Annotated in this window: 26 protein-coding genes; 14 read left to right on the top strand and 12 right to left on the bottom strand. The window is 72.5% G+C overall.

Annotation, left to right across the window (positions count from 1 at the left end):
* Nucleotides 1-120 precede the first annotated feature (120 nt).
* Nucleotides 121-1,566 (top strand): MDR family MFS transporter, encoded by a 1,446-nt coding sequence (locus OG774_RS12195; protein ID WP_442873980.1) that lies wholly within the window; start codon nt 121-123, stop codon nt 1,564-1,566.
* Nucleotide 1,567: 1 nt separating this feature from the next.
* Here the strand turns inward: OG774_RS12195 and OG774_RS12190 are convergent, their stop codons facing one another.
* The 6 genes from OG774_RS12190 to OG774_RS12165 form a co-directional block, all read right to left on the bottom strand.
* Nucleotides 1,568-1,720, bottom strand: coding sequence for a hypothetical protein (locus OG774_RS12190; protein WP_328309742.1), 153 nt, complete (start codon nt 1,718-1,720; stop codon nt 1,568-1,570).
* A gap of 114 nt (nt 1,721-1,834) precedes the next feature.
* Nucleotides 1,835-2,344, bottom strand: a complete 510-nt coding sequence (locus tag OG774_RS12185; protein ID WP_328309740.1) for a GNAT family N-acetyltransferase — start codon at nt 2,342-2,344, stop codon at nt 1,835-1,837.
* 33 nt (nt 2,345-2,377) lie between these two features.
* On the bottom strand, nt 2,378-4,774 hold the full coding sequence (locus tag OG774_RS12180; protein WP_328309738.1) for an excinuclease ABC subunit UvrA: 2,397 nt from the start codon (nt 4,772-4,774) through the stop codon (nt 2,378-2,380).
* Between the two features lie 28 nt (nt 4,775-4,802).
* On the bottom strand, nt 4,803-5,225 hold the full coding sequence (locus OG774_RS12175) for a VOC family protein (protein WP_328309736.1): 423 nt from the start codon (nt 5,223-5,225) through the stop codon (nt 4,803-4,805).
* 5 nt (nt 5,226-5,230) lie between these two features.
* A complete protein-coding gene (locus tag OG774_RS12170) occupies nt 5,231-5,674 on the bottom strand; it encodes a helix-turn-helix transcriptional regulator (protein ID WP_328309734.1) in 444 nt (147 codons plus the stop codon).
* Nucleotides 5,675-5,717: 43 nt separating this feature from the next.
* Nucleotides 5,718-6,431: a hypothetical protein gene (locus tag OG774_RS12165; protein ID WP_328309732.1), complete on the bottom strand. Its 714-nt coding sequence runs from the start codon at nt 6,429-6,431 to the stop codon at nt 5,718-5,720.
* Nucleotides 6,432-6,574: 143 nt separating this feature from the next.
* Here OG774_RS12165 and OG774_RS12160 point away from each other — a divergent pair, with 143 nt between their 5' ends.
* Nucleotides 6,575-6,841 carry an Ada metal-binding domain-containing protein gene (locus tag OG774_RS12160; protein WP_328309731.1) on the top strand — a complete coding sequence of 89 codons (267 nt, stop codon included), beginning with the start codon at nt 6,575-6,577 and terminating at the stop codon, nt 6,839-6,841.
* Nucleotides 6,838-7,563 carry a 2OG-Fe(II) oxygenase gene (locus OG774_RS12155; protein WP_328309730.1) on the top strand — a complete coding sequence of 242 codons (726 nt, stop codon included), beginning with the start codon at nt 6,838-6,840 and terminating at the stop codon, nt 7,561-7,563. The genes OG774_RS12160 and OG774_RS12155 overlap by 4 nt, the downstream gene beginning before the upstream one ends.
* A 57-nt stretch (nt 7,564-7,620) precedes the next feature.
* Here OG774_RS12155 and OG774_RS12150 read toward each other — a convergent pair whose 3' ends face one another.
* A complete protein-coding gene (locus tag OG774_RS12150) occupies nt 7,621-8,361 on the bottom strand; it encodes a MerR family transcriptional regulator (RefSeq protein WP_328309729.1) in 741 nt (246 codons plus the stop codon).
* A gap of 168 nt (nt 8,362-8,529) precedes the next feature.
* Here OG774_RS12150 and OG774_RS12145 point away from each other — a divergent pair, with 168 nt between their 5' ends.
* Complete coding sequence (locus OG774_RS12145; protein WP_328309728.1) at nt 8,530-9,840, top strand: aspartate aminotransferase family protein; 1,311 nt, start codon at nt 8,530-8,532, stop codon at nt 9,838-9,840.
* Here the strand turns inward: OG774_RS12145 and OG774_RS12140 are convergent, their stop codons facing one another.
* The 3 genes from OG774_RS12140 to OG774_RS12130 are packed head-to-tail and all read right to left on the bottom strand — an operon-like array spanning nt 9,841 to nt 10,887.
* Nucleotides 9,841-10,128, bottom strand: a complete 288-nt coding sequence (locus OG774_RS12140) for an amphi-Trp domain-containing protein (protein WP_328309727.1) — start codon at nt 10,126-10,128, stop codon at nt 9,841-9,843.
* A 41-nt stretch (nt 10,129-10,169) separates the two neighbouring features.
* Nucleotides 10,170-10,451 (bottom strand): amphi-Trp domain-containing protein, encoded by a 282-nt coding sequence (locus OG774_RS12135; protein ID WP_328309725.1) that lies wholly within the window; start codon nt 10,449-10,451, stop codon nt 10,170-10,172.
* Nucleotide 10,452: 1 nt separating this feature from the next.
* Complete coding sequence (locus tag OG774_RS12130; RefSeq protein ID WP_328309723.1) at nt 10,453-10,887, bottom strand: DUF488 domain-containing protein; 435 nt, start codon at nt 10,885-10,887, stop codon at nt 10,453-10,455.
* A 261-nt stretch (nt 10,888-11,148) separates the two neighbouring features.
* Between OG774_RS12130 and OG774_RS12125 the strand changes: the two genes are divergently transcribed.
* Nucleotides 11,149-11,667 (top strand): L,D-transpeptidase, encoded by a 519-nt coding sequence (locus tag OG774_RS12125; protein ID WP_328309721.1) that lies wholly within the window; start codon nt 11,149-11,151, stop codon nt 11,665-11,667.
* Nucleotides 11,668-11,711: 44 nt separating this feature from the next.
* On the opposite strand, the gene OG774_RS12120 is transcribed toward OG774_RS12125, so the two are convergent.
* Entirely contained in the window at nt 11,712-12,281 is a 570-nt protein-coding gene (locus tag OG774_RS12120) for a hypothetical protein (RefSeq protein ID WP_328309718.1), read from the bottom strand.
* 135 nt (nt 12,282-12,416) lie between these two features.
* On the opposite strand from OG774_RS12120, the gene OG774_RS12115 reads away from it, so the two are divergent.
* Complete coding sequence (locus OG774_RS12115; RefSeq protein ID WP_328309716.1) at nt 12,417-13,106, top strand: TetR/AcrR family transcriptional regulator; 690 nt, start codon at nt 12,417-12,419, stop codon at nt 13,104-13,106.
* Between the two features lie 119 nt (nt 13,107-13,225).
* On the opposite strand, the gene OG774_RS12110 is transcribed toward OG774_RS12115, so the two are convergent.
* Entirely contained in the window at nt 13,226-13,705 is a 480-nt protein-coding gene (locus tag OG774_RS12110) for a DoxX family protein (protein ID WP_328309714.1), read from the bottom strand.
* Between the two features lie 814 nt (nt 13,706-14,519).
* Between OG774_RS12110 and OG774_RS12105 the strand changes: the two genes are divergently transcribed.
* The 8 genes from OG774_RS12105 to OG774_RS12070 all read left to right on the top strand — a co-directional run bounded on the left by OG774_RS12105 (nt 14,520) and on the right by OG774_RS12070 (nt 18,884).
* Nucleotides 14,520-15,128: an RNA polymerase sigma factor gene (locus tag OG774_RS12105; RefSeq protein WP_328309713.1), complete on the top strand. Its 609-nt coding sequence runs from the start codon at nt 14,520-14,522 to the stop codon at nt 15,126-15,128.
* Nucleotides 15,125-15,775 (top strand): Asp23/Gls24 family envelope stress response protein, encoded by a 651-nt coding sequence (locus OG774_RS12100; RefSeq protein WP_328309712.1) that lies wholly within the window; start codon nt 15,125-15,127, stop codon nt 15,773-15,775. The genes OG774_RS12105 and OG774_RS12100 overlap by 4 nt, the downstream gene beginning before the upstream one ends.
* A 179-nt stretch (nt 15,776-15,954) precedes the next feature.
* Nucleotides 15,955-16,473, top strand: a complete 519-nt coding sequence (locus OG774_RS12095) for an Asp23/Gls24 family envelope stress response protein (protein WP_442873979.1) — start codon at nt 15,955-15,957, stop codon at nt 16,471-16,473.
* 44 nt (nt 16,474-16,517) lie between these two features.
* Nucleotides 16,518-16,907 carry a hypothetical protein gene (locus OG774_RS12090; protein WP_328309709.1) on the top strand — a complete coding sequence of 130 codons (390 nt, stop codon included), beginning with the start codon at nt 16,518-16,520 and terminating at the stop codon, nt 16,905-16,907.
* Between the two features lie 77 nt (nt 16,908-16,984).
* Nucleotides 16,985-17,173, top strand: coding sequence for a hypothetical protein (locus tag OG774_RS12085; RefSeq protein ID WP_328309707.1), 189 nt, complete (start codon nt 16,985-16,987; stop codon nt 17,171-17,173).
* A gap of 9 nt (nt 17,174-17,182) precedes the next feature.
* Nucleotides 17,183-17,710, top strand: a complete 528-nt coding sequence (locus OG774_RS12080) for an Asp23/Gls24 family envelope stress response protein (protein WP_328309705.1) — start codon at nt 17,183-17,185, stop codon at nt 17,708-17,710.
* A complete protein-coding gene (locus OG774_RS12075) occupies nt 17,707-18,255 on the top strand; it encodes a DUF6286 domain-containing protein (protein WP_328309703.1) in 549 nt (182 codons plus the stop codon). Before OG774_RS12080 ends, OG774_RS12075 begins: the two co-directional genes overlap by 4 nt.
* Before the next feature lie 41 nt (nt 18,256-18,296).
* Entirely contained in the window at nt 18,297-18,884 is a 588-nt protein-coding gene (locus tag OG774_RS12070; RefSeq protein WP_328309701.1) for an alkaline shock response membrane anchor protein AmaP, read from the top strand.
* The last annotated feature ends 2 nt before the right edge of the window (nt 18,885-18,886 follow it).

The raw sequence follows: 18,886 nt of genomic DNA, 5'->3' as shown, positions 1-18,886 counted from the left end.
GTCGGTCCCTCCTGGGTCGTCACGCCGGGCACCACTTGTTAGGGCACCCTATCCTTTGGCGGGCGCGGATCCGTGCCCGTCTCCCACTCCCGCTCCCACGCCCCGGAGGACCCCGACCCCGTGACCGCCGCCGGTTCCCCGCCCGAGGCCTCCGAGCCGCCCCCTGCGCCCACCGAGATCGACGGACGACTCGTGCGCACGGCGTTCGTCCTCGTCCTCGGCACCTTCATGGCGACGCTGGACGCGACGATCGTCAACGTCGGCATCGACACCCTGGCGCAGGAGTTCGAGGCGTCGGTGACCGAGATCCAGTGGGTCACGACGGCGTACCTGCTCGCGCTCCTGCTCGCCGTGCCCTCGTCCGGCTGGATCGTCGACCGGTTCGGGGGCCGCCGCACCTGGATCTCCGCGGTCGTCCTGTTCCTCGCGGGCTCGCTACTATGCGCGCTGGCGTGGTCGGTGGAGAGCCTGGTCGTGTTCCGGGTGATCCAGGGGCTCGGGGGCGGGCTCCTCCCGCCGGTCGGCCAGGCCCTGGTCGCCCGCGAGGCCGGACCGAAGCGCATCGGCCGCATCATCAGCATCGTCGGGGTCATCCCGCTGCTGTCCCCGGTGATCGGGCCGATCGTGGGGGGCACGATCCTCGGCGTCGCCGGCTGGCCGTGGCTGTTCTACGTCAACCTGCCGATCGGCCTCGTCGCCGTGCTGCTGGCCCTGCGCTTCGTCGCGCCCCACCCGCCCGCGGCCCAGGGCGCGCCGTTCGACGTCCTCGGTGCGGCCCTGCTCCCGCCGGGGGTGGCGGCGCTCGTGTTCGGGCTGACGGAGGTCGGCAACGGACGCGCCCTCGGCTCCCTGCCGGTGCTCCTCGGCCTGGTCGGCGGTGTCGTCCTGCTGACGGGTTACGTGGTGCACGCGTTGCGGATGCGCGGCGTCCCGCTCATCGACCTGAGGTTGTTCACGCGCCCGCCGTTCGGGGCCGCGGCGAGCGCGCTGATCATCCTGGGCGCCTCGGTCTACGGGGCCGTGTTCCTGCTGCCGCTGTACTTCCAGGTCGGGCGCGGCCTGACGCCGTTCGCGGCCGGTCTGCTCCTCGTTCCGCAGGGCCTCGGGGCGGCCGTCGGATCGGTGGTGGTGAACCGCACGATCGACAAGGTGGCCCCGCGCACCCTCGTGCTCACCGGGATCGGGCTGATCGCCGCCGGCACGGTGCTGTTCACCCAGCTCGGCAGCGTGCCATCCGACCCGCTCATCATCGCGTCCCTGCTCGTGCGCGGGATCGGCCTCGGCATGATCGGGGCGCCGGTGATGAACATCGTCTACTCGTCGATGCCGCACGCCCAGCTCCCGCGGGCCTCCGGCGCGCTCAACCTGCTCAACGTCCTCGGCGGCTCGATCGGCACGGCGGTCCTCGCCGTGGTCCTGCAGACCCGGCTCGAGGCGCGCGCACCCCTGGGGGAGCCGGGGGTGGCGCTGGCCTTCGCCGACACCTTCTGGTGGACGCTCGCCTTCTGCCTCGTCGCCGTCATCGGGGCGACGAGGCTGCCCCGCCGCTCCTCGGCGACGGAGTGAATCAGCGCTCGAGGGCCCGACGCGGTGCGGGCACGGTCCGCTCCTGCGCGCAGGCCCACCGGCACGCGAGGTGGTCCCAGTAGCAGGCGCGGGTGTGCTCGTGGCTGGGCCGGGACGGCGTGCGGACGGGCCGGGGCACGGTGCTCAGCGACACGAGGACCTCCTACGACGGTGCGATGTCACCCACGGTGACAGTGAGGCCGGGCAGTCGTCTGTACTTGTCACCCGATCGGCCCTGTACGTCGTCAAGGAGGACGAGTCGCCGTGGTCAGAGCTCGAGGTGGGCGATGGTCGTGTCACCGTCGCGTTCCATGTCGACCGGACCCGCGCGACGCATGAGCTCGAGCATCGCGCGGTTCTCGCTCAGCACGTCCGCGGTGAAGCAGGTGATGCCCTCCTCGCGCGCCCGTGCGGCGAGGGCGTCGAGGAGCCCGCGCCCGAGGCCGCGCCCCTGCCAGGCGTCGAGCACGGTCAGGGCCAGCTCGGCGTGCGTCGGGTCGTCGGTGTCACGGACGTACCGGGCGATCCCGAGGCCCTCACCCGTGTCCGGGAGGACGGCCCCGAGGGCCTCGTGGTCGTGGTGGTCGAGCTCGGTGAAGTACCGGAGCTGCGTCGGCGACAGCTCGGAGTACAGGGTGTGGAACCGGCTGTAGGCCGAGTGGGCGCTGAGCTGCTGGTAGCCGTCCGCGAGCGCCGCGGCGTCGTCGCTGCGGACAGGGCGCAGCTCGACCGTGGTCTCGTCGGCGAGGACCAGCGGCCAGGACCGTCCGACCGGCATGCGGCCCGAGGGTAGGGGCCGTGTCCGATTCCGTCAGCCCCCGTCTCGGCGCCCCACGTAGGCCGCCAGGTGCTCGCCGGTGAGGGTGGAACGGTCGGCGACGAGGTCGGCCGGCGTCCCCTCGAACACCACCCGGCCGCCGTCGTGCCCCGCCCCCGGTCCGAGGTCGATGATCCAGTCGGCGTGCGCCATGACCGCCTGGTGGTGCTCGATGACGATCACCGACTTGCCGGAGTCGACGAGGCGGTCCAGCAGGCCCAGCAGCTGCTCCACGTCGGCGAGGTGCAGGCCGGTGGTGGGCTCGTCGAGCACGTAGACGCCGCCCTGCTCGCCCATCTGCGTGGCCAGCTTGAGCCGCTGGCGCTCGCCGCCCGAGAGCGTCGTCAGCGGCTGGCCGAGCGTGAGGTAGCCGAGACCGACGTCGGAGAGCCGCACGAGGATCTTGTGGGCGGCGGGGGTCTTCGCGTCACCGGCCCCGAAGAACTCGACGGCCTCGGACACCGGCATCGCCAGCACCTCGGCGATGTCCCTCCCACCGAGGGTGTACTCGAGCACCGAGGCGTCGAAGCGCTTCCCCTCGCACACCTCGCACAGGGTGGAGATGCCCGCCATGATCCCGAGGTCGGTGTAGATGACACCGGCACCGTTGCAGTTCGGGCAGGCGCCCTCGGAGTTCGCGCTGAACAGGGCCGGCTTCACGCCGTTGGCCTTGGCGAACGCCTTGCGGATCGGCTCGAGCAGGCCGGTGTAGGTCGCCGGGTTGCTGCGTCGCGAGCCCTTGATCGCGGTCTGGTCGACGATCACCACACCGTCCCGCTTCGCCACCGAGCCGTGGATCAGCGAGGTCTTGCCCGAGCCGGCCACCCCGGTGACGGCCACGAGCACGCCCAGCGGGATGTCGACGTCGACCTTGCGCAGGTTGTGGGAGTCCGCGCCGCGCACCTCCATCGCGCCGTCCGGCGTGCGCACCGACGTCTTGAGCGTGGCGCGGTCGTCGAGGTGCCGGCCGGTCAGGGTGCCGCTGGCCCGCAGCCCGTCGAGGCTGCCCTGGTAGACGATCTCCCCGCCGGCGGTGCCGGCGCCCGGGCCGAGGTCGACGACCTGGTCGGCGATCGCGATCGTCTCCGGCTTGTGCTCGACGACGAGCACGGTGTTGCCCTTGTCGCGCAGGCGCAGCAGGAGCGTGTTCATCCGGTCGATGTCGTGCGGGTGCAGCCCGATGGTGGGCTCGTCGAAGACGTAGGTGACGTCGGTGAGCGCCGACCCGAGGTGGCGGATCATCTTGGTGCGCTGCGCCTCGCCGCCGGACAGCGTGCCCGCCGGGCGGTCGAGCGAGAGGTAGCCGAGCCCGATCTCGACGAACGAGTCCAGGGTCTCCGAGAGCGACGACAGGAGCGGCCCGACGGAGGGTTCGTCGAGGCCGTGGATCCAGTCGGCCACGTCGCTGATCTGCCACGCGCTGACCTCGCCGATGTGGACGCCCGCGATCTTCGACGAGCGCGCGGCCTCGGACAGGCGGGTGCCGCCGCACTCGGGGCACTCCGCGAAGACGACCGCCCGGTCCACGAAGGCGCGGACGTAGGGCTGCATCGCCTCCCGGTCCTTGGACAGGAACGACTTCTGGATCTGCGGGATCAGCCCGGTGTAGGTGAGGTTGATGCCCTCGATCTTGAGCTTCGTCGGCTCCTTGTAGAGCAGGTCGTCCAGCTCCCGCTTCGTGAACTGCGCGATCGGCTTGTCCGCCGGGAAGAAGCCGCAGCCGCGCAGGATCCGGCCGAACCAGCCGTCCATGCTCATGCCGGGGATCGTGATCGCGCCCTCGTCGATCGACTTGGAGTCGTCGTAGAGCGCGGTGAGGTCGAAGTCCGACGCCGTGCCCCGGCCCTCGCAGCGGGGGCACATGCCGCCGGTGATGCTGAACTCGCGGCGCTCCTTGATCTCCCGGCCGCCCTTCTCGAGGGTGACCGCCCCCGCCCCGCTGATCGACGCCACGTTGAACGAGAACGCCTGTGGCCCGCCGATGTGGGGCTGGCCGAGCCGGCTGAACAGGATGCGCAGCATCGCGCCGGTGTCGGTGGCGGTACCGACGGTGGAGCGGACGTCGCCGCCCATCCGCTCCTGGCCCACGACGATCGCGGTGGTCAGCCCGTCGAGGACGTCGACGTCCGGCCGGTTGAGGGTGGGCATCAGCCCCTGCAGGAACGCGCTGTACGTCTCGTTGATCATCCGCTGGGACTCGGCGGCGATCGTCGAGAACACCAGCGAGCTCTTGCCCGAGCCGGAGACGCCGGTGAAGACCGTGAGCCGGCGCTTGGGCAGCTCGACGCTCACATCGCGCAGGTTGTTCTCGCGCGCGCCGTGGACGCGGATCAGGTCGTGGCTGTCGGCCGCGGCCTGTGCCGGCGCGTCCGTGCTGGTGGCCGTGCTCATCGGGGGCTCCGTTCTACCGGCGGATGCGTCACTTCACCTCGAAGATCCGGATCATGCTGCCCGCAGGGTCGCGGAAGGCGGCGTCGCGGATGCCCCACGGCTGCTCGGTGGGCTCCTGCACGACCTCGGCGTCGCCGGACTGCAGGCGCTCGAAGGTGCCGTCGAGGTCGGTGGTGGCGAGGTTGATCGACGCGAAGGTGCCCTTGGCCATCATCTCGCTCACCGTGCGCCGCTCCTCCTCGGTCATCCCGGGCTGGGCCGCGGGCGGGAAGAGCACGATCGACGTCCCGGGCTGGCCGGCCGGTCCGACGGTGAGCCAGTGCAGCCCGTTCCACTCGACGTCGTTGCGCACCTCGAAGCCGAGGGTGTCGCGGTAGAAGGCGAGGGAGGCCTCGTTGTCGTGATGGGGGAGGAAGGTCTGGTGGATGGTGAGGTCGGTGGCGGTGCTCATGGCGGTCACGCTAGGGGCGCCCCGGAGACCCGTGCTTCTCGATTCCTGACCGGTCGTGTCACCTGCTTCGACACGCACGGCGGCATCCCCGGACCGGGGCCCGCCGCCTGCTTCCGGTAGGCGCTCGGCGACATCCCGACGAGCTCGGTGAAGCGGGTGCTGAAGGTGCCCAGCGACGAGCTGCCCACCGCGAAGCAGACCTCGGTGACGCTGAGGTCGCCCCGGCGCAGCAGGGCCATCGCGCGCTCGATGCGCCGCGTCATCAGGTAGCTGTAGGGCGATTCGCCGAAGACGCGCCGGAACTCGCGGCTCAGGTGCCCCGCCGACATGGCCGCGCCGCGCGCGAGCGCCTCGACGTCGAGCGGCTGCGCGTACTCCCGGTCGATCCGGTCGCGGACACGGCGCAGCCGCGCGAGGTCGCGCAGCCGGTGGGTGTCCGCAACGTCCACGGGGCCGATCCTTCCCCGCCCGGCTCCCCGTCGTCCATCACCATCACTGACGCTGGGTGAGCCCCGTCATGCACCACTCGCCGTCGGTCACGCCGAGCACCAGGTCGGCGGGCAGGGTCTGCGTCTGCCCCTGGGCGCTCAGCGTCAGGTCGATCGGCGCCCGGGCCTGGGTGTCGAGCATGAGCTGCGCCGGCCCGGCCGGGACCGCCGACTGGATCAGCGTGAGCGCGTCCGGCGTGAGCGGGTTCAGCGGCTGACCGTTCGGGGTGCGGCACGACGCCGCGTCGAGCGCCGCCCCGTCCTTCGTCGCGAGCGCGGTGGTGATCTGCGCGGCGCGGTCGTCGGGGGAGCCCGGGTTGACCAGGAAGCCGGGGTAGAGCAGCGCGGTCACCGCCAGCGCGACGACCGCGATCGCGGCGACGGCGCCGAGCGCGACGGCGAGGCCCAGCGGACGGTCCGCGGGCTCGTCGTCGTCCTCGTCGGTGAGGTCGCCCCCGTCATCGATGTCGTCGGTGTCGTCGGTGTCGTTCGCGGCAGCCGGCTCGGCGTCGGCCGTGGTGTCCGCCTCGGCCTCGGTCGTCGTGTCCGCCTCGGCCGCAGGGGTGTCGGCGTCCTCGTCGGGGGTGCTGCCGGTCGTGCTCTGGGCCGGGGTCGTGCTCTCCGTCGCGGTGGTGCTGTCGGTCCCGGTGCCGGCCTCGCCGTCGCCGGCCGGCGGATCGTCCGTCGCCACGGTCTCGTTGCGACTCGTGTCGGACATACGTCTGATTCCTCCCAGGACGCTTCGGCGGGCGCCGTTTCCGCAGCGGAATGCCTGTCCGCACGGTGCTTCATGAGCCACCGCGCTCCGACACCCGGGCCCGTGCGTGCCACGCCCGTGGCCCGATCGGGGTTCTCCCTGGTGTGACCCGGCGCTACCGACTCCTCGGGGCCGACGGCCGGTCCCGCGCGTCGGTGACGCCCGGCACCCTCGGCGGCCACCGCCGCCTGCGCATCTACGGCCGGCTCGACTGTCCGAGCGCCCTGCGGTGGCTCGCCCGCGGCCACTACGCGGTCCACCGGGTGTTCTTCGCCGACGAGACGGCCGCCCGCGCCGCGGGCTTCCGGCCCTGTGCGGTGTGTCTACCCCGCGAGTACGACCAGTGGACGACCCTCCAGGAGGACCGATGACGACGAGCCCCACCACGACCGACGACCTCCCCGCCCTCGACCGCGTCGACTGGGACGACGTCGCCGCCCGCCTCGACCGCGACGGGTTCGCGATGACCGCGCCGCTGCTGGACCCCGACCAGTGCCGGCAGATGATCGACGTCTTCGACGACCCGGACGCGTTCCGGTCCACCATCGACATGGCGCGCCTGTCGTTCGGCGAGGGCCGCTACCGCTACTTCGCCGACCCGCTCCCCTCGCTGGTGCAGACGTTGCGCACCCGGCTGTACCGGCCGCTCGCGCGGATCGCGAACCGCTGGGCCGGCCTGCTCGGTGAGGACACGTTCCCCGAGCACCACGACGGGCTCGTCGAGGCGTGCGCGGCGGCGGGCCAGCACAAGCCCACGCCGCTCGTGCTGCGCTACGGCCCCACCGGCTACAACTGCCTGCACCAGGACGTCTACGGCGACCTGACCTTCCCGCTGCAGGTGCTGGTCATGCTCAACACGCCCGACGTCGACTTCACCGGCGGGGAGAGCGTGTTCGTCGAGCAGCGGCCCCGGCAGCAGTCCCGCCCGATGGTGGCGCGCCCCGGCCTCGGACAGGCCGTGGTCTTCCCGGTGCGCCACCGGCCGAAGCAGGGCTCCCGCGGCCACCACCGCGTGCAGATGCGCCACGGCGTCCCGGCGGTGCACACCGGCGAGCGCCACGTGCTCGGCATCATCTTCCACAACGCCCGGTGAGGGCCGGCCGCCACCCGTTCCCCGTGGGACGGACGCTTCGGTTTCGAAGCGTCCGGATCAGGCCCCCTCGCCCGGCGCCTCGGCGTTGAGCCGGCCCACCCGCTTCAGGACGTCGAGCTGGGCCGGGGAGTAGAGCTCGATCATCGCCTGGCCCATGGTGCGGGCGGCGAACTTCGCGCCCTGCGGAGCGTCCTCGTCCGCAGTCCGCAGCTCGGGGTGCTCGGCCCGCAGGGCGCGGACGTGGGGGAGCATCCGTTCGGCCAGGTCCTGCCGGGTCTGCTCGTCGGCCTCGGGGGAGAGCTCGTCGAACTCGGTCATGAGGGGTTCGTGCTGGTAGTTCGTCATCATGTCCGCGTAGGCCTTGATGCCCTTCGGCCCGAGGACCCGGGAGAGGACGACCATGTAGGAGCGGTCGGCGTCCGAGAGATCCGCGCGGGCGGCGGCCGGGGCGATCTCGGGCGGCAGGTCGGTCGGCGCCGCCTGGCGCAGGATGAGGGCGAGCTCGGCGCGTACCCGCTGCAGCCGCTCGATGGTCGACGCGAGCTCCGCGTCCAGCTTCCGCAGCGCCGCCTCGGGGTGCTCGTCACCGTCGCCCATCTCGGCGATCTCGGAGAGCGAGAGCCCGAGATCGGTCAGGCGCTTGATCCGCAGCACGCGCACGAGGTGGGCGACGCCGTACTGCTTGTAGCCGTTGGCGCGCCGCTTCGGCTCCTCGAGCAGACCGACGTCGTGGTAGTGCCGGACCGTCCGCAGGGTGGTGCCGGTGAGCTCGGCGAGCTGCCGGGTGCTCCACGCCATGGGGCTGCTCCTCCTGTCGACGGGCCTCGGGACCGGTGTACCGACGACAGTCAAGACCGTGCCGCCGCGGCATGGTCAAGCGTCGCCGTCCCGTGACGGCCCTCTCCCGCGCCGGCACGGCGGCGAGGACCTGCCGGAGGCGACGTCCGGGCCGTAGCGTCGCCGACCATGCCGGAGTCCACGCCTCCCGACCGCGAGCGACACCTGATCCGGTACTCCGGCCGGGGCGGGTTCAGCCCCGGGATCGCGGACCGGGCCGGCGGCAGCACCGTGATCACCGAGGACGGGCGTGAGCTGCTGGACTTCACGTCCGGGCAGATGAGCGCGATCCTCGGGCACGGCCACCCGGAGATCGTGGCGACCGTCCGCGAGCAGGTCGGACGCCTCGACCACCTCTACAGCGGGATGCTGAGCCGCCCGGTCCTCGACCTCGCCCGGCGGCTGGCGGAGACCCTCCCGGCGCCGCTGGAGAAGGCGATGCTGCTGACCACCGGCGCCGAGTCCAACGAGGCGGCGCTGCGGATGGCCAAGCTCGTCACCGGCCGGTACGAGATCGTCTCGTTCGCCCGGTCCTGGCACGGCATGACCGGCGCGGCCGCGAACGCGACCTACGTCGCCGGACGCACCGGGTACGGCCCCACCGCGCCCGGCAACTTCGCCCTGCCGGTGCCCGACCGGTTCCGGCCCGACCTCGTCGACGCGGACGGCGACCTGGACTGGCGCCGCCAGCTCGACCTCGGGTTCGACCTGATCGACGCGCAGTCGGTCGGCAGTCTCGCGGCCTGCCTGGTGGAGCCGATCCTGAGCTCCGGCGGCGTCGTCGACCTCCCGCCCGGCTACCTCGCCGCGCTGCGGGACAAGTGCCACGAGCGCGGGATGCTGCTGATCGTCGACGAGGCGCAGACGGGCCTGTGCCGCACCGGGGACTGGTACGCGTTCGAGCGCGACCGAGTCGTCCCCGACATCCTGACGCTCTCGAAGACCCTCGGCGCCGGGCTGCCGCTGGCGGCGGTGCTGACCAGTGACGCGATCGAGCAGGAGGCCCACGACCGTGGGTTCCTGTTCTTCACCACCCACGTCAACGACCCGCTGCCCGCCGCCGTCGGCAACACCGTGCTGGACGTCCTGATCCGCGACCGCCTCGACGAGCGCGCCCGCGCCCTCGGCGACCGCCTGCAGGGCGGGCTGCTCGAGCTCGCCGAGCGGCACAAGGTGATCGGCGACGTCCGGGGACGCGGGCTGCTGGTGGGGCTCGAGCTGGTCGACGAGGGGCGGGGCGACGGGGGACCAGGAAACGCCGACGCGCTCGGCGGCGCCGTCACCCGGCGCTGCGCCGATCTCGGCCTGCACATGAACATCGTGCAGCTTCCGGGCATGGGCGGGATCTTCCGGATCGCCCCGCCGCTCACGGCCTCCGACGCCGAGATCGACCGCGGGGTCGCGATCCTCGACGAGGCGTTGACCGCCGAGACGAGCTGATCAGCGCAGGCCGTCGGCGGCCGCGACCCGCGAGCGCTTCTCCTCGGCCGCGGGCTCGGCGCCGGAGTTCGGCCACATGAGCTCGAACTCCAGCTCGATCTTGTCGCCGTAGGGCTCCAGCTCCAGCTCGACCTCGAACTCGTCGGGCAGGTTGAGCGCCACGCCCGGTCCGACCAGGGACACCTCCGTCGTGCCGCCGTTCTCGAGGGCGCTCGCGAGCGAGTGGAGCCACTTGGCGGCCTCCAGGCGCGACAGGATGACCCTCTGCTCGATCTTTCCACCCGCCATGGGGTGCTCCTCTCGTGGAACAGTCGATGGGGAACTCGATCTCAGTCCGGCCCGGCGAGAGTAGCGGCGACGGGGCCGTCCTGACGGGCTCGCGAGCGGGTCCTCGGCCACGTCAGCTCGATCTCCAGCTCCACCGTCTCGCCGTGCGGTTCGATCTCCAGCTCGCAGCGGAACTCCTCGGGCAGCTCCAGCGTCACGGGCGGGCCGGCCAGCGAGACCTGCATGGCGCCGCCGTCCTCGATCGCCTTCGCCAGATCCGCCAGCCACCGCGCGACCTCCTGGCGCGACAGGGTCGTCTTCTGCTCGATCTCGTCCTTCGACATCTCACGGCTCCTTCCTCGGAGGAACCGGCCATCCTCCTCCCCCGGGCCGCGCTCGACGAGGGTTCAGGGCCGTCGCGGCCCGGGCCGCGAGGATCTCGGCGAGGACGGTCGCGTGGCTCGTCGACACGCTCGTGGTGGCGGTGAGCAGCGTCAGGCCGCGTCCGTCCTGCCACGCGCGCAGGTCGTCGAGGGCCTGCGACCGCTCCGGCGCGGCGAGCTCGGCGCGGTAGCGGCGCGCGAACTCGTCGAAGCGATCGGGAGCGTGCCCGTACCAGGACCGCAGCTCGTTCGACGGCGCGACGTCCTTGGCCCACCGGTCGAGGTCGGCCGCGTCCTTGCGCAGGCCCCGGGGCCACAGCCGGTCCACCAGGACCCGGAGGCGGTCGGGCTGGCGCGGGTCGTAGACCCGGCCCACGTCGATGTCCGGTGACGGCACGCGCTCATCCTCGTCCCGAGCCCGACGCTCCTCTGACCGGCGGTGGCCGCCCGTCACCCGTTCGGAGGCTCGGGGGATGACCCGTCCGGGTCGATGGGGACGAGGAAGCGGCACGCGCAGGGCACCCGCCCCGCGATCTGGGGAGGTCCAGTCATCGGTATCGGAGCCACGTCGGGCAGCGGACGTCATCGGTGGGAGAGCACCCGGTCCCCGGGTCGCCGCCCACGCCGGGGCCTGACGATCGCGCTCGCGGGCGCCGCCGTGACCACGACCGTCGGTCTCCTCGCCGGCCCGGCGCTGGCCGACGCCGCGTCGGAGAGCCCCGAGACGAGCCAGGTGGCCCGCGAGACGCACGCCGAGGCGTTGGTGCCCGGCACCCCGTGCTCGGTCTCGGCGCGGGCGTGCGTCGATCTGGAGTCCCAGCGGGCATGGCTGATCCGCGACGGCAAGGTGACCCGGGGGCCGATGACGATCTCCTCCGGCGGCGAGGGACGGGCGACGCCGGTGGGCCACTCGTTCCGCGTCTACCGCAAGGACCGCGACCACGTCAGCGGGGAGTCGCGGACCGCTGAGGGCCGCCCCGCCCCGATGCCCTTCTCGACGTTCTTCGCCGACGGCGGGATCGCCTTCCACGGGGGCGACCCCTCGCGCTCGTCGGCCGGGTGCATCCGCATGAAGGCCGCCGACGCCGAGGCCGTGTTCGACGACCTGCAGAACGGCGACAAGGTGCAGGTCGTCAACGGCTCGCAGGAGCGCGCGGCGCGGGGCGAGGCGTCGTAGGACCGATCCACCGCGCTGCTCCGGGACGTCGAGCCCCGGTGGGGTCACCGGGGCGCGCGTCCGAGTCGTAGTGCCGAGACGAGGAAGAAGATGCCGCCCAGCAGGGCGTAGCCGGCGAGGCCTGCGAGCGACGCCCCGGCGGTGGAGGCCGTGAGGACGAAGGCGACCCCGGCCAGCACGGAGATCGACCCGCTCGCGATCATCGCTCCCCGTCCGCCCAGGGATCGACGACGGATCGCGACGACGAGCTGCACGATGCCGGCGACGACGGCCCACACACCCCAGACGCGCAGGACGGCCGGGACGCCCGAGGAGAGCGCGACGACCAGCCCGATCGCGGCGAAGGCACTGATGATCATGGTGGCCCGGAGGCCCACGGCGTTCCGGGTCTCCGGCGCCGCGGCTCGCGACGACCGCGCGTCGACGGCCGCTGCCGCCACGTCGACGAGCGGGTAGAGCACAAGCAGGACCGCGGTCAGCGGGCCGAGGTGCGACCCCACCACGAACAGCAGCAGGGCCCAGACGACGGCGAAGCCGAAGCGGGCGAGGTGGAGGCGACGCAGGGTGGACGGGTCGCCGGACGCGACGGGGACGGGCGTGGTGGCGGTGGTCATGACGGGGTTCCCCTCGTGCGGCGCGGGCGACCCACGACCGCTATGTAGAAAGACCGTTCTCTCTTGTGTTCCGCCAGCATGGACCCGTGTCGTCCGCGCACGCAAGACCGATCGTTCTTTCTGTTAGCGTGAGGCATGGCCGTCAGCCGCGAGACCGATCCGACGGGCCAGGTCAGCGCCCCGTCCGGCGGGGGAGACGCCGGGCGCTCGCCGGCTCGCGAGCGGTTGCTGTCCGTCGCCAGTGGGCTCTTCTACGGCGAAGGCATCCGCGCGGTCGGTGTCGAGCGGATCCTCGCCGAGGTCCCGACGACGCGGGCCACCTTCTACCGCCACTTCCCGTCCAAGGACGACCTCGTCGTGGCCTACCTGCGCGGCGTCGACGCCCAGACGCGCGCGGGGGTGCAGGCCGACATCGACGGCGCGGCCACACCGGCCGAGGCGCTACGGGCCATCGGCGACTCGGTCGCCGAGAGCCTGGCGGCGCCCGGCTTCCGTGGCTGTGCCTTCCTCAAGGCCGCCACCGAGTTCCCCGACCCCGACGACCCGATCCACCGGACCGTGCTCGAGCACCGGGCCTGGTACGCGGCCACGATCACGGAGCTGTTCGCCCGGATCTTCGACACCGACGTCGAGCGCCCCGACCCCCGCGAGGCCGCCCAGCACTTCATCGTCATGCGCGACGGCGCCATGGCGGGCGCCCAGATCGACGGTGCCGCCGACGTCGGGGTCGTCCTGCGCCGAGGCGTGGAAGGGCTGCTCCACGTCGTCCACCCGACGGAGTTCGACGGCCGGCCGATCGACCCCCGGCGCAGGGGTCGTCAGTAAGGGCATGCGGCGGGCGTGATCCTCGCGGGAGGTGGTCGGCGACTCACTGGACCCGTCGCGGCCGCTCGGAGTGGGACCGGGTGCTGCGGTCCGTGTGGTGGCCAGCGCTGCCTCATGCGCTACATGCGGCCGGAGGTCGGCGCGAACCGCGTCGCCAGTGCGCGGTCCAGCGCCGCTGCCCCGGACCCTGCCCAGAGCAGGTACACCATCGAGAACAGCAGCGCCGGTGCCACACCGAGGTGGAAGGGGCCACCCACCTGGACTCCGGCGGTCGCGATGGCGCCGGCCATGTTCAGGGCCAGCCCCAGCGCGGCCAACCGGGTGCCGATCCCGAGGATGAGCATCAGTCCGGCTCCGAGCTCGAGCGTGCCGACCAGGTAGACGATCACACTGGAGTCGGGGAGCCCGTAGCGGACGAACTCGGCGAGCTCGTACTCGTGAGCGAGGAACTTCGGCAGCGAGAACAGGACGAACACCAGGCCGGTCGCGATACGCAGCACCGCCGTGGCCACCGCGACCCCTCCGCGGACCCGGGTGCTGAAGAACCGCTGGGTCGGGCTGCGGTCAGAGTGGTGCTCGACATTCCCGCTACCGCCCATGGCCGTGCTCCTTCTGATCGAGCAGCCGCCCGCCGCGGTCAGCATCGTCCGAAGTCAACGGTGCCACTACCGAGGGTCGAGAACATTGCCGACGCGACGGTCGCCTGCTCGGTGGAGGACGCGGCAACGGTGCTTCTCCGGCGATGTGGGGCGACTGCCCCGCCCCTCAGAGGCACCAGCCCGGTCGAGCTTGCCCGCGGCCACGCCTCCGGGGGCGGCGGGGAGGTACTCCCGGCGCAGTCGCCGCAGGTGCCGCGGCTCCGGTTCCGGATGGTTCATGCCACGCATCGAGCGCGGGAACCTCGCTCCGGTTGCCGGTCGGTGCTACCGCGCGTGTCGATGCTGCTCGGCGAGAACCTGTACTCGGCAACCCCCGGTCCAGGACACGGGACGGCCGCGTGCAGTGAACCCACGACGCTTGCATCGATCATCGACCCCTCCTCGACCCGCGAGTGCTGTTCCCGCCGCCCGCTCCTCGAGCGGTGGTACGTCGGGGCCAGATCGGTAGGGCACGTCCGTTCGTTGGTCACTGTCGCTCGGTCCGCGCGCTTGGCACGAGAAGTTGGTCTGTCGGGGCTAGTGCTCAGGACCAACCGATGCGCTCCGTGCGAGGTTGCAGCGAGGTCAAGGCGCGTCTGGAGCCGCCCTCGCTCCAGTTCTGTGGTGGGCTACCGATCGTGTCTACACCGAGGCGCACCAGCGGTGGGACCCCGATGACGGGTCGATGGTCGGGGCTGCCGTGAGAGGGCGGTTCCCCGAGTCCAGCGAGGTACGCGGTCCCGTGTGCCCGACTCCGGAGGAGTCCGGTCCGTCGGTGGGTGCCTCTCGGCGAGTGGCTGGTGTCGGTCGGGTCGGCGGTGGTGCCGGTGCGGTCCGGGCGAACCGGGACGCCGAGGACGGATGGCTGGTCGGACGGGCCCGCGCGGGAGACGCCGAGGCGTTCGAGGTGCTGATCTCACGGCACCAGGATCGAATCTTCCGGATCGCGCTGCGGGTGCTCGGCAACCGTCAGGACGCCGAGGACGTCATGCAGGATGTACTGATCCAGCTGTGGACCGGATTGGCCGGGTTCGCGGGCACGAGTGCGTTCACGACCTGGTTGCACCGCGTTGTGGTCAACCGTTGTCTGAGCCGGGCCCGGAGCGCTCGACGCACCGACGTCGTTCCCGGACCGAGTGAGCCCGGCCATCCCCGGGCGCCGGCGGCCGCCGAGCAGGTGCAGTATCAGGTCCAGCTGGCGGCGGCAGGCGCGGCGGTCGTCGCGCTGCCGGAGGATCAGCGCAGCGTCTTCGTGCTGTGTCAGCTCGAGGGATTGAGCTATCGGGAGGTCGCGGTGATCCAGCGCCTGCCGGAGGCGACCGTGCGGGGCCGTCTGTCCCGGGCACGGGAGCGACTCGCACGGGCGATGGAGGCGTGGGCATGACCGACGATGCCCGGCGTCGAGCCGCCGATCCGAGACGGGCGGACCCGCTCCCGTGTGGAGTAGAGCCGACGAGCCTGTTGACGCAGGTGTGCGAGGGCCACGGCAGCGAGCTCACCGAACACCAGGTGGGCTGTCCGCACTGCCAGGCTGAGCTCGAGCGGAGCCGCGGGTTGTGGTCGCCGTTCGACGGGCTGGCCCGGGAGAAGGTCCGCGCACCGCAGGCAGTGGTGGCGCGCGCCCTGCAGTGGGTGCGGGAGATGGCCGGAGACCGACCGCAGGCGGCGAGGTTCCGGATGGAGAACCTCCCGGTCGGCCGCGCCGAGCCGGCAGGGGAGTCGTGGGTCTCGGCGCGGGTGGTGATCCGGTCGGTCCGTCTGGCGGCCGAGCAGGTCGACGGGGTCCGGGTGGCCCTGGGGCATCTCGTTGCCTCGACCTCGGAAGCGGCCACGCCCCGCCCGGGCCATGCGGCCGACGACATGTCGGTGGACGGGCGGACTGTGCTGGAGGTGGCGATCGCCGCAGACTACGGCCAGGACCTGCATGCGCTGGCCGAGCGCATCCGTGCCCGTGTCGCCGACGAAGTGCGCCGACTGACGGGCCGTCCACCGGCCGCGGTGGACGTGCTCGTCGACGACGTCCTCACATAGTCACCAGTCTCCCTCCCACTCCTCGATGTGACCTGAGACACGACTGTGAGCGTGTGACGAACCCCGATGGGCGGCGTCGAACGTTCTGAGACCCACCGAGCGCGCCCAGTCCTTGCGTGTTCGCAGCTCGATGCCGGGTCTTTGCTCGATCTTCCCTCTGCTTGTAGGAGACGTCTGTCATGACCACCCCCACTGCCGCTACCGCATCCACGGATTCCACCGGTTCCGCCACGGGCACCGGCTCGGCGATGTCTCCGACGTCGAGCCGGGGCGGTGGTCTGGACACCGAGTTCGGCAAGACCACCATTGCCGACGCGGTGGTGACCAAGGTCGCCGGCCTGGCCGCTCGCGAGATCTCCGGCGTCCATGGGTTCGGTGGCGGTGCCGCGCGCGCCTTCGGCGCGATCACCGAGCGCCTGCCCGGCGGGCGGACGTCCTCGACCCAGGGTGTGTCGGTCGAGGTCGGCGAGAAGCAGGCCGCGGTCGACCTGACCATCGTGGTGGAGTACGGCGTTCCGATCGCCGATCTGGCCCGCGCGATCCGCCGCAACGTGATCGGTGCGGTCGAGCAGATGACCGGTCTGCAGGTCGTCGAGGTCAACGTCAACGTCACCGACCTGCACCTGCCCAGCGACGATGACTCCGAGGACGACCAGCAGGACCAGGGCTCGGCGCGGCCGACCAACCGGGTCCAGTGACCGGTCCGCACGACCCGGGGCCGGCCTCCACCGGTCCCGGGCCGATGCCCGCCGGTCCGTCGGCTGTGCCGGGGACGGCGACCGCGGACAGCCCCCTTCGCTTCGATCCGGCCGGCTCGGTCGCGGCGCCGATCGCGCGGGACGTCGACGCGCTCGCCGAGCCCGTCGCGGCCGCGGTGCTGGCCTGTCCGAGCGTGGCGGGCCTGTCCGGTGGCCCGTTCGGGACCGTGGGCACCTACCTGCCCGGGCGACGGGTCACCGGCGTCCAGATCACCGACACCGAGGTCACGATCCGCATCGTGGCCCGGCTCGCGCCACTACGGCGCATCGAGGCCGAGGTTCGCGCCGCGGTCGCCCCCCTGGTGTCTGGTCTGCCGGTGCACCTGGGTGTCGACGACCTCGTCACCGGCGAGCCGGACCCCACCCCCGGCTGACCTCGTTCCCGGTGCTTGCCCCTGGCGCGGTGGGGCGGGCGCCACCCCTCTTGCTGAGCTCTTCATGGGAGTTTCTCGTGTCCAACACTGTTCTCGGCCTGCTGGTCGGCCTGACACTCGGCATCGCCGGCGCCTTCGGTGGCTTCGGCGCGTTCCTGCTCGTGCTGGTCCTGGGCCTGCTCGGGTTCCTGGTCGGGAGTTACCTCGACGGCGGGCTCGACGTCGACGGCCTGACCGGCCGCGGCCGGTCCTCGACCCGCGCGTAGGGGCCGGAGATGGGCACCCCAGACACCAGCGCGGGGCCTGAGCCGGGCGGGCACCCGCGGGCCGATGAGACCCCGACCGGCCAGATGCGCCTGGTCACCACGACCGTCGACCCCCGGTCGCCCTCCGCCGGACGCCACGCCGCCCCCGAGGGCCACGGCGACAGCACCACCGGCGATGCCGCCGAGCGCGGATCACTGACCATCGACGACGTCGTGGTGGAGAAGGTCGCCACCGCCGCAGCCGCACAGGTCGAGCACGTCGGGGGCGCCGCACGGCGTGTGCTGGGCGTCGCGACCGGCCGCGAGGACGGCGACGGTCGCCCGCGGGTCTCGGCGAAGGTCTCCGGCCAGGTCACCACGCTCGAGGTCCGCCTCGCCGTGGCCTACCCGGCCTCGGTCCGCGCCACGACCGAAGCCGTCCGGGCCCATGTCCGCGACCGGGTTCAGGCGCTGACCGCGCTCACCGTGACCCGGGTCGACATCACCGTCGCCGCCCTGACGGCCACGAGGACGAGCGGGAAGCGGGTGGTCGCGTGATCCGCCGCCCCCGCCGCAGCACCCCGGCCACGATCGTCGCGCTGGTCGTGCTCGCCGTCTGCGTGCTCGTGGTCCTCTGCTGCGTGCAGGCCCTGCTCGGGCAGACCCCGCTGATCAGCCTGTCTCAGCTGCTCGCGGTGAGCTCCGGACTCCGCTGGAACAGTGCCGCCACGATCGCCGTCGCGATCGTGCTCGCCGTGCTCGGGCTGGTGCTGCTGCTGGCCGCGATCCGTCCCGGCAAGCCCACGGTGGTGCCCCTGGTGCGGATGACCGACGCCGACGGCGCTCCGGGCGCCGACGCCGGCGTGCGCCGGAACAGCCTGGCGACCGACCTCACCAGCACCGCCGCAGCGGTCCCCGGCGTCGCGACGGCCGTCGTCAGTGCCCGCCGCGGCCGGGTCACCGTCACCATCACCGTTGCTGCCGCCGACCCCACCACCGTTCCGGACGCCGTCCGCGGACGCCTGCTGTACCGCCTGAGCGAGGTCGGTCCCGCCCCTCGCCCGAAGGTCCGTGTCAAGGCCCGTCGCGCGCGCACCGGCTGAGGAGCCGACCCCGTGAACCACATTCCAGACAGGACGTCGTGATGGCCAGTCCCAACCGGCCCGCCCGGCTCAACCGCACTCTGCTGCTGGTGGTGGCGATCGTGCTGCTCGCCGCGGCGGCGTTCACGCTGCTGCTCGGATTCGGGGTCCTCGCTGGCCTCGGGCTGACCAGCCCCGGCCGCGGCGCACCGCTCACGGCGGCCTCGCTGTCCCCGCCGACCTGGGTCGCCTACGTCGCGATCGTCGTCGCCGTCGTGATCGGGCTGCTCTGCGTGCGGTGGTTGATCGCCCAGATCATCCGCAAGCCCTCCTCGGGGACGTGGCGGCTCGAGAACGACCCCGCCACCGGCGCCACCCGGCTCGACGCGCAGGCCGCCGTCGATCCGCTCGTCGACGAGGTCGAGACCTACCAGGGTGTGCACCGCGCGTCGGCGCGTCTGTCCGGCACCGCGGCCCGCCCGGTGCTGCACCTGGTGATCGGCACCGAGGACGCCGCCGACATCACCGCACTGCGCCGCCGCATCGACACCCAGGCGATCCCACGCCTGCGCCAGGCCCTCGACCTGCCCACCCTGCCCGCCGACCTGCTCATCCGCCTCGACGACGCCCGCTCCGCCCGGGTGAGCTAGCG

This window comes from Actinomycetospora sp. NBC_00405, assembly GCF_036044095.1.
Classification (GTDB): Bacteria; Actinomycetota; Actinomycetes; order Mycobacteriales; family Pseudonocardiaceae; genus Actinomycetospora; species Actinomycetospora callitridis.
The sequence above is the reverse complement of the archived record's forward strand: the minus strand, read 5'-3'. Positions and strand labels throughout refer to the sequence as shown.

Excerpts from the sequence above, each read along its gene's own strand:
- OG774_RS12095 (WP_442873979.1), top strand. The coding sequence starts at position 15,955 with ATGACCACCCCCACTGCCGCTACCGCATCCACGGATTCCACCGGTTCC.
- OG774_RS12110 (WP_328309714.1), bottom strand. The coding sequence starts at position 13,705 with ATGGGCGGTAGCGGGAATGTCGAGCACCACTCTGACCGCAGCCCGACC.
- OG774_RS12070 (WP_328309701.1), top strand. The coding sequence starts at position 18,297 with ATGGCCAGTCCCAACCGGCCCGCCCGGCTCAACCGCACTCTGCTGCTG.
- OG774_RS12185 (WP_328309740.1), bottom strand. The coding sequence starts at position 2,344 with ATGCCGGTCGGACGGTCCTGGCCGCTGGTCCTCGCCGACGAGACCACG.
- OG774_RS12175 (WP_328309736.1), bottom strand. The coding sequence starts at position 5,225 with ATGAGCACCGCCACCGACCTCACCATCCACCAGACCTTCCTCCCCCAT.
- OG774_RS12145 (WP_328309728.1), top strand. The coding sequence starts at position 8,530 with ATGCCGGAGTCCACGCCTCCCGACCGCGAGCGACACCTGATCCGGTAC.
- OG774_RS12115 (WP_328309716.1), top strand. The coding sequence starts at position 12,417 with ATGGCCGTCAGCCGCGAGACCGATCCGACGGGCCAGGTCAGCGCCCCG.
- OG774_RS12165 (WP_328309732.1), bottom strand. The coding sequence starts at position 6,431 with ATGTCCGACACGAGTCGCAACGAGACCGTGGCGACGGACGATCCGCCG.
- OG774_RS12180 (WP_328309738.1), bottom strand. The coding sequence starts at position 4,774 with ATGAGCACGGCCACCAGCACGGACGCGCCGGCACAGGCCGCGGCCGAC.
- OG774_RS12135 (WP_328309725.1), bottom strand. The coding sequence starts at position 10,451 with ATGTCGAAGGACGAGATCGAGCAGAAGACGACCCTGTCGCGCCAGGAG.
- OG774_RS12080 (WP_328309705.1), top strand. The coding sequence starts at position 17,183 with ATGGGCACCCCAGACACCAGCGCGGGGCCTGAGCCGGGCGGGCACCCG.
- OG774_RS12140 (WP_328309727.1), bottom strand. The coding sequence starts at position 10,128 with ATGGCGGGTGGAAAGATCGAGCAGAGGGTCATCCTGTCGCGCCTGGAG.
- OG774_RS12100 (WP_328309712.1), top strand. The coding sequence starts at position 15,125 with ATGACCGACGATGCCCGGCGTCGAGCCGCCGATCCGAGACGGGCGGAC.
- OG774_RS12150 (WP_328309729.1), bottom strand. The coding sequence starts at position 8,361 with ATGGCGTGGAGCACCCGGCAGCTCGCCGAGCTCACCGGCACCACCCTG.
- OG774_RS12090 (WP_328309709.1), top strand. The coding sequence starts at position 16,518 with ATGCCCGCCGGTCCGTCGGCTGTGCCGGGGACGGCGACCGCGGACAGC.
- OG774_RS12120 (WP_328309718.1), bottom strand. The coding sequence starts at position 12,281 with ATGACCACCGCCACCACGCCCGTCCCCGTCGCGTCCGGCGACCCGTCC.
- OG774_RS12155 (WP_328309730.1), top strand. The coding sequence starts at position 6,838 with ATGACGACGAGCCCCACCACGACCGACGACCTCCCCGCCCTCGACCGC.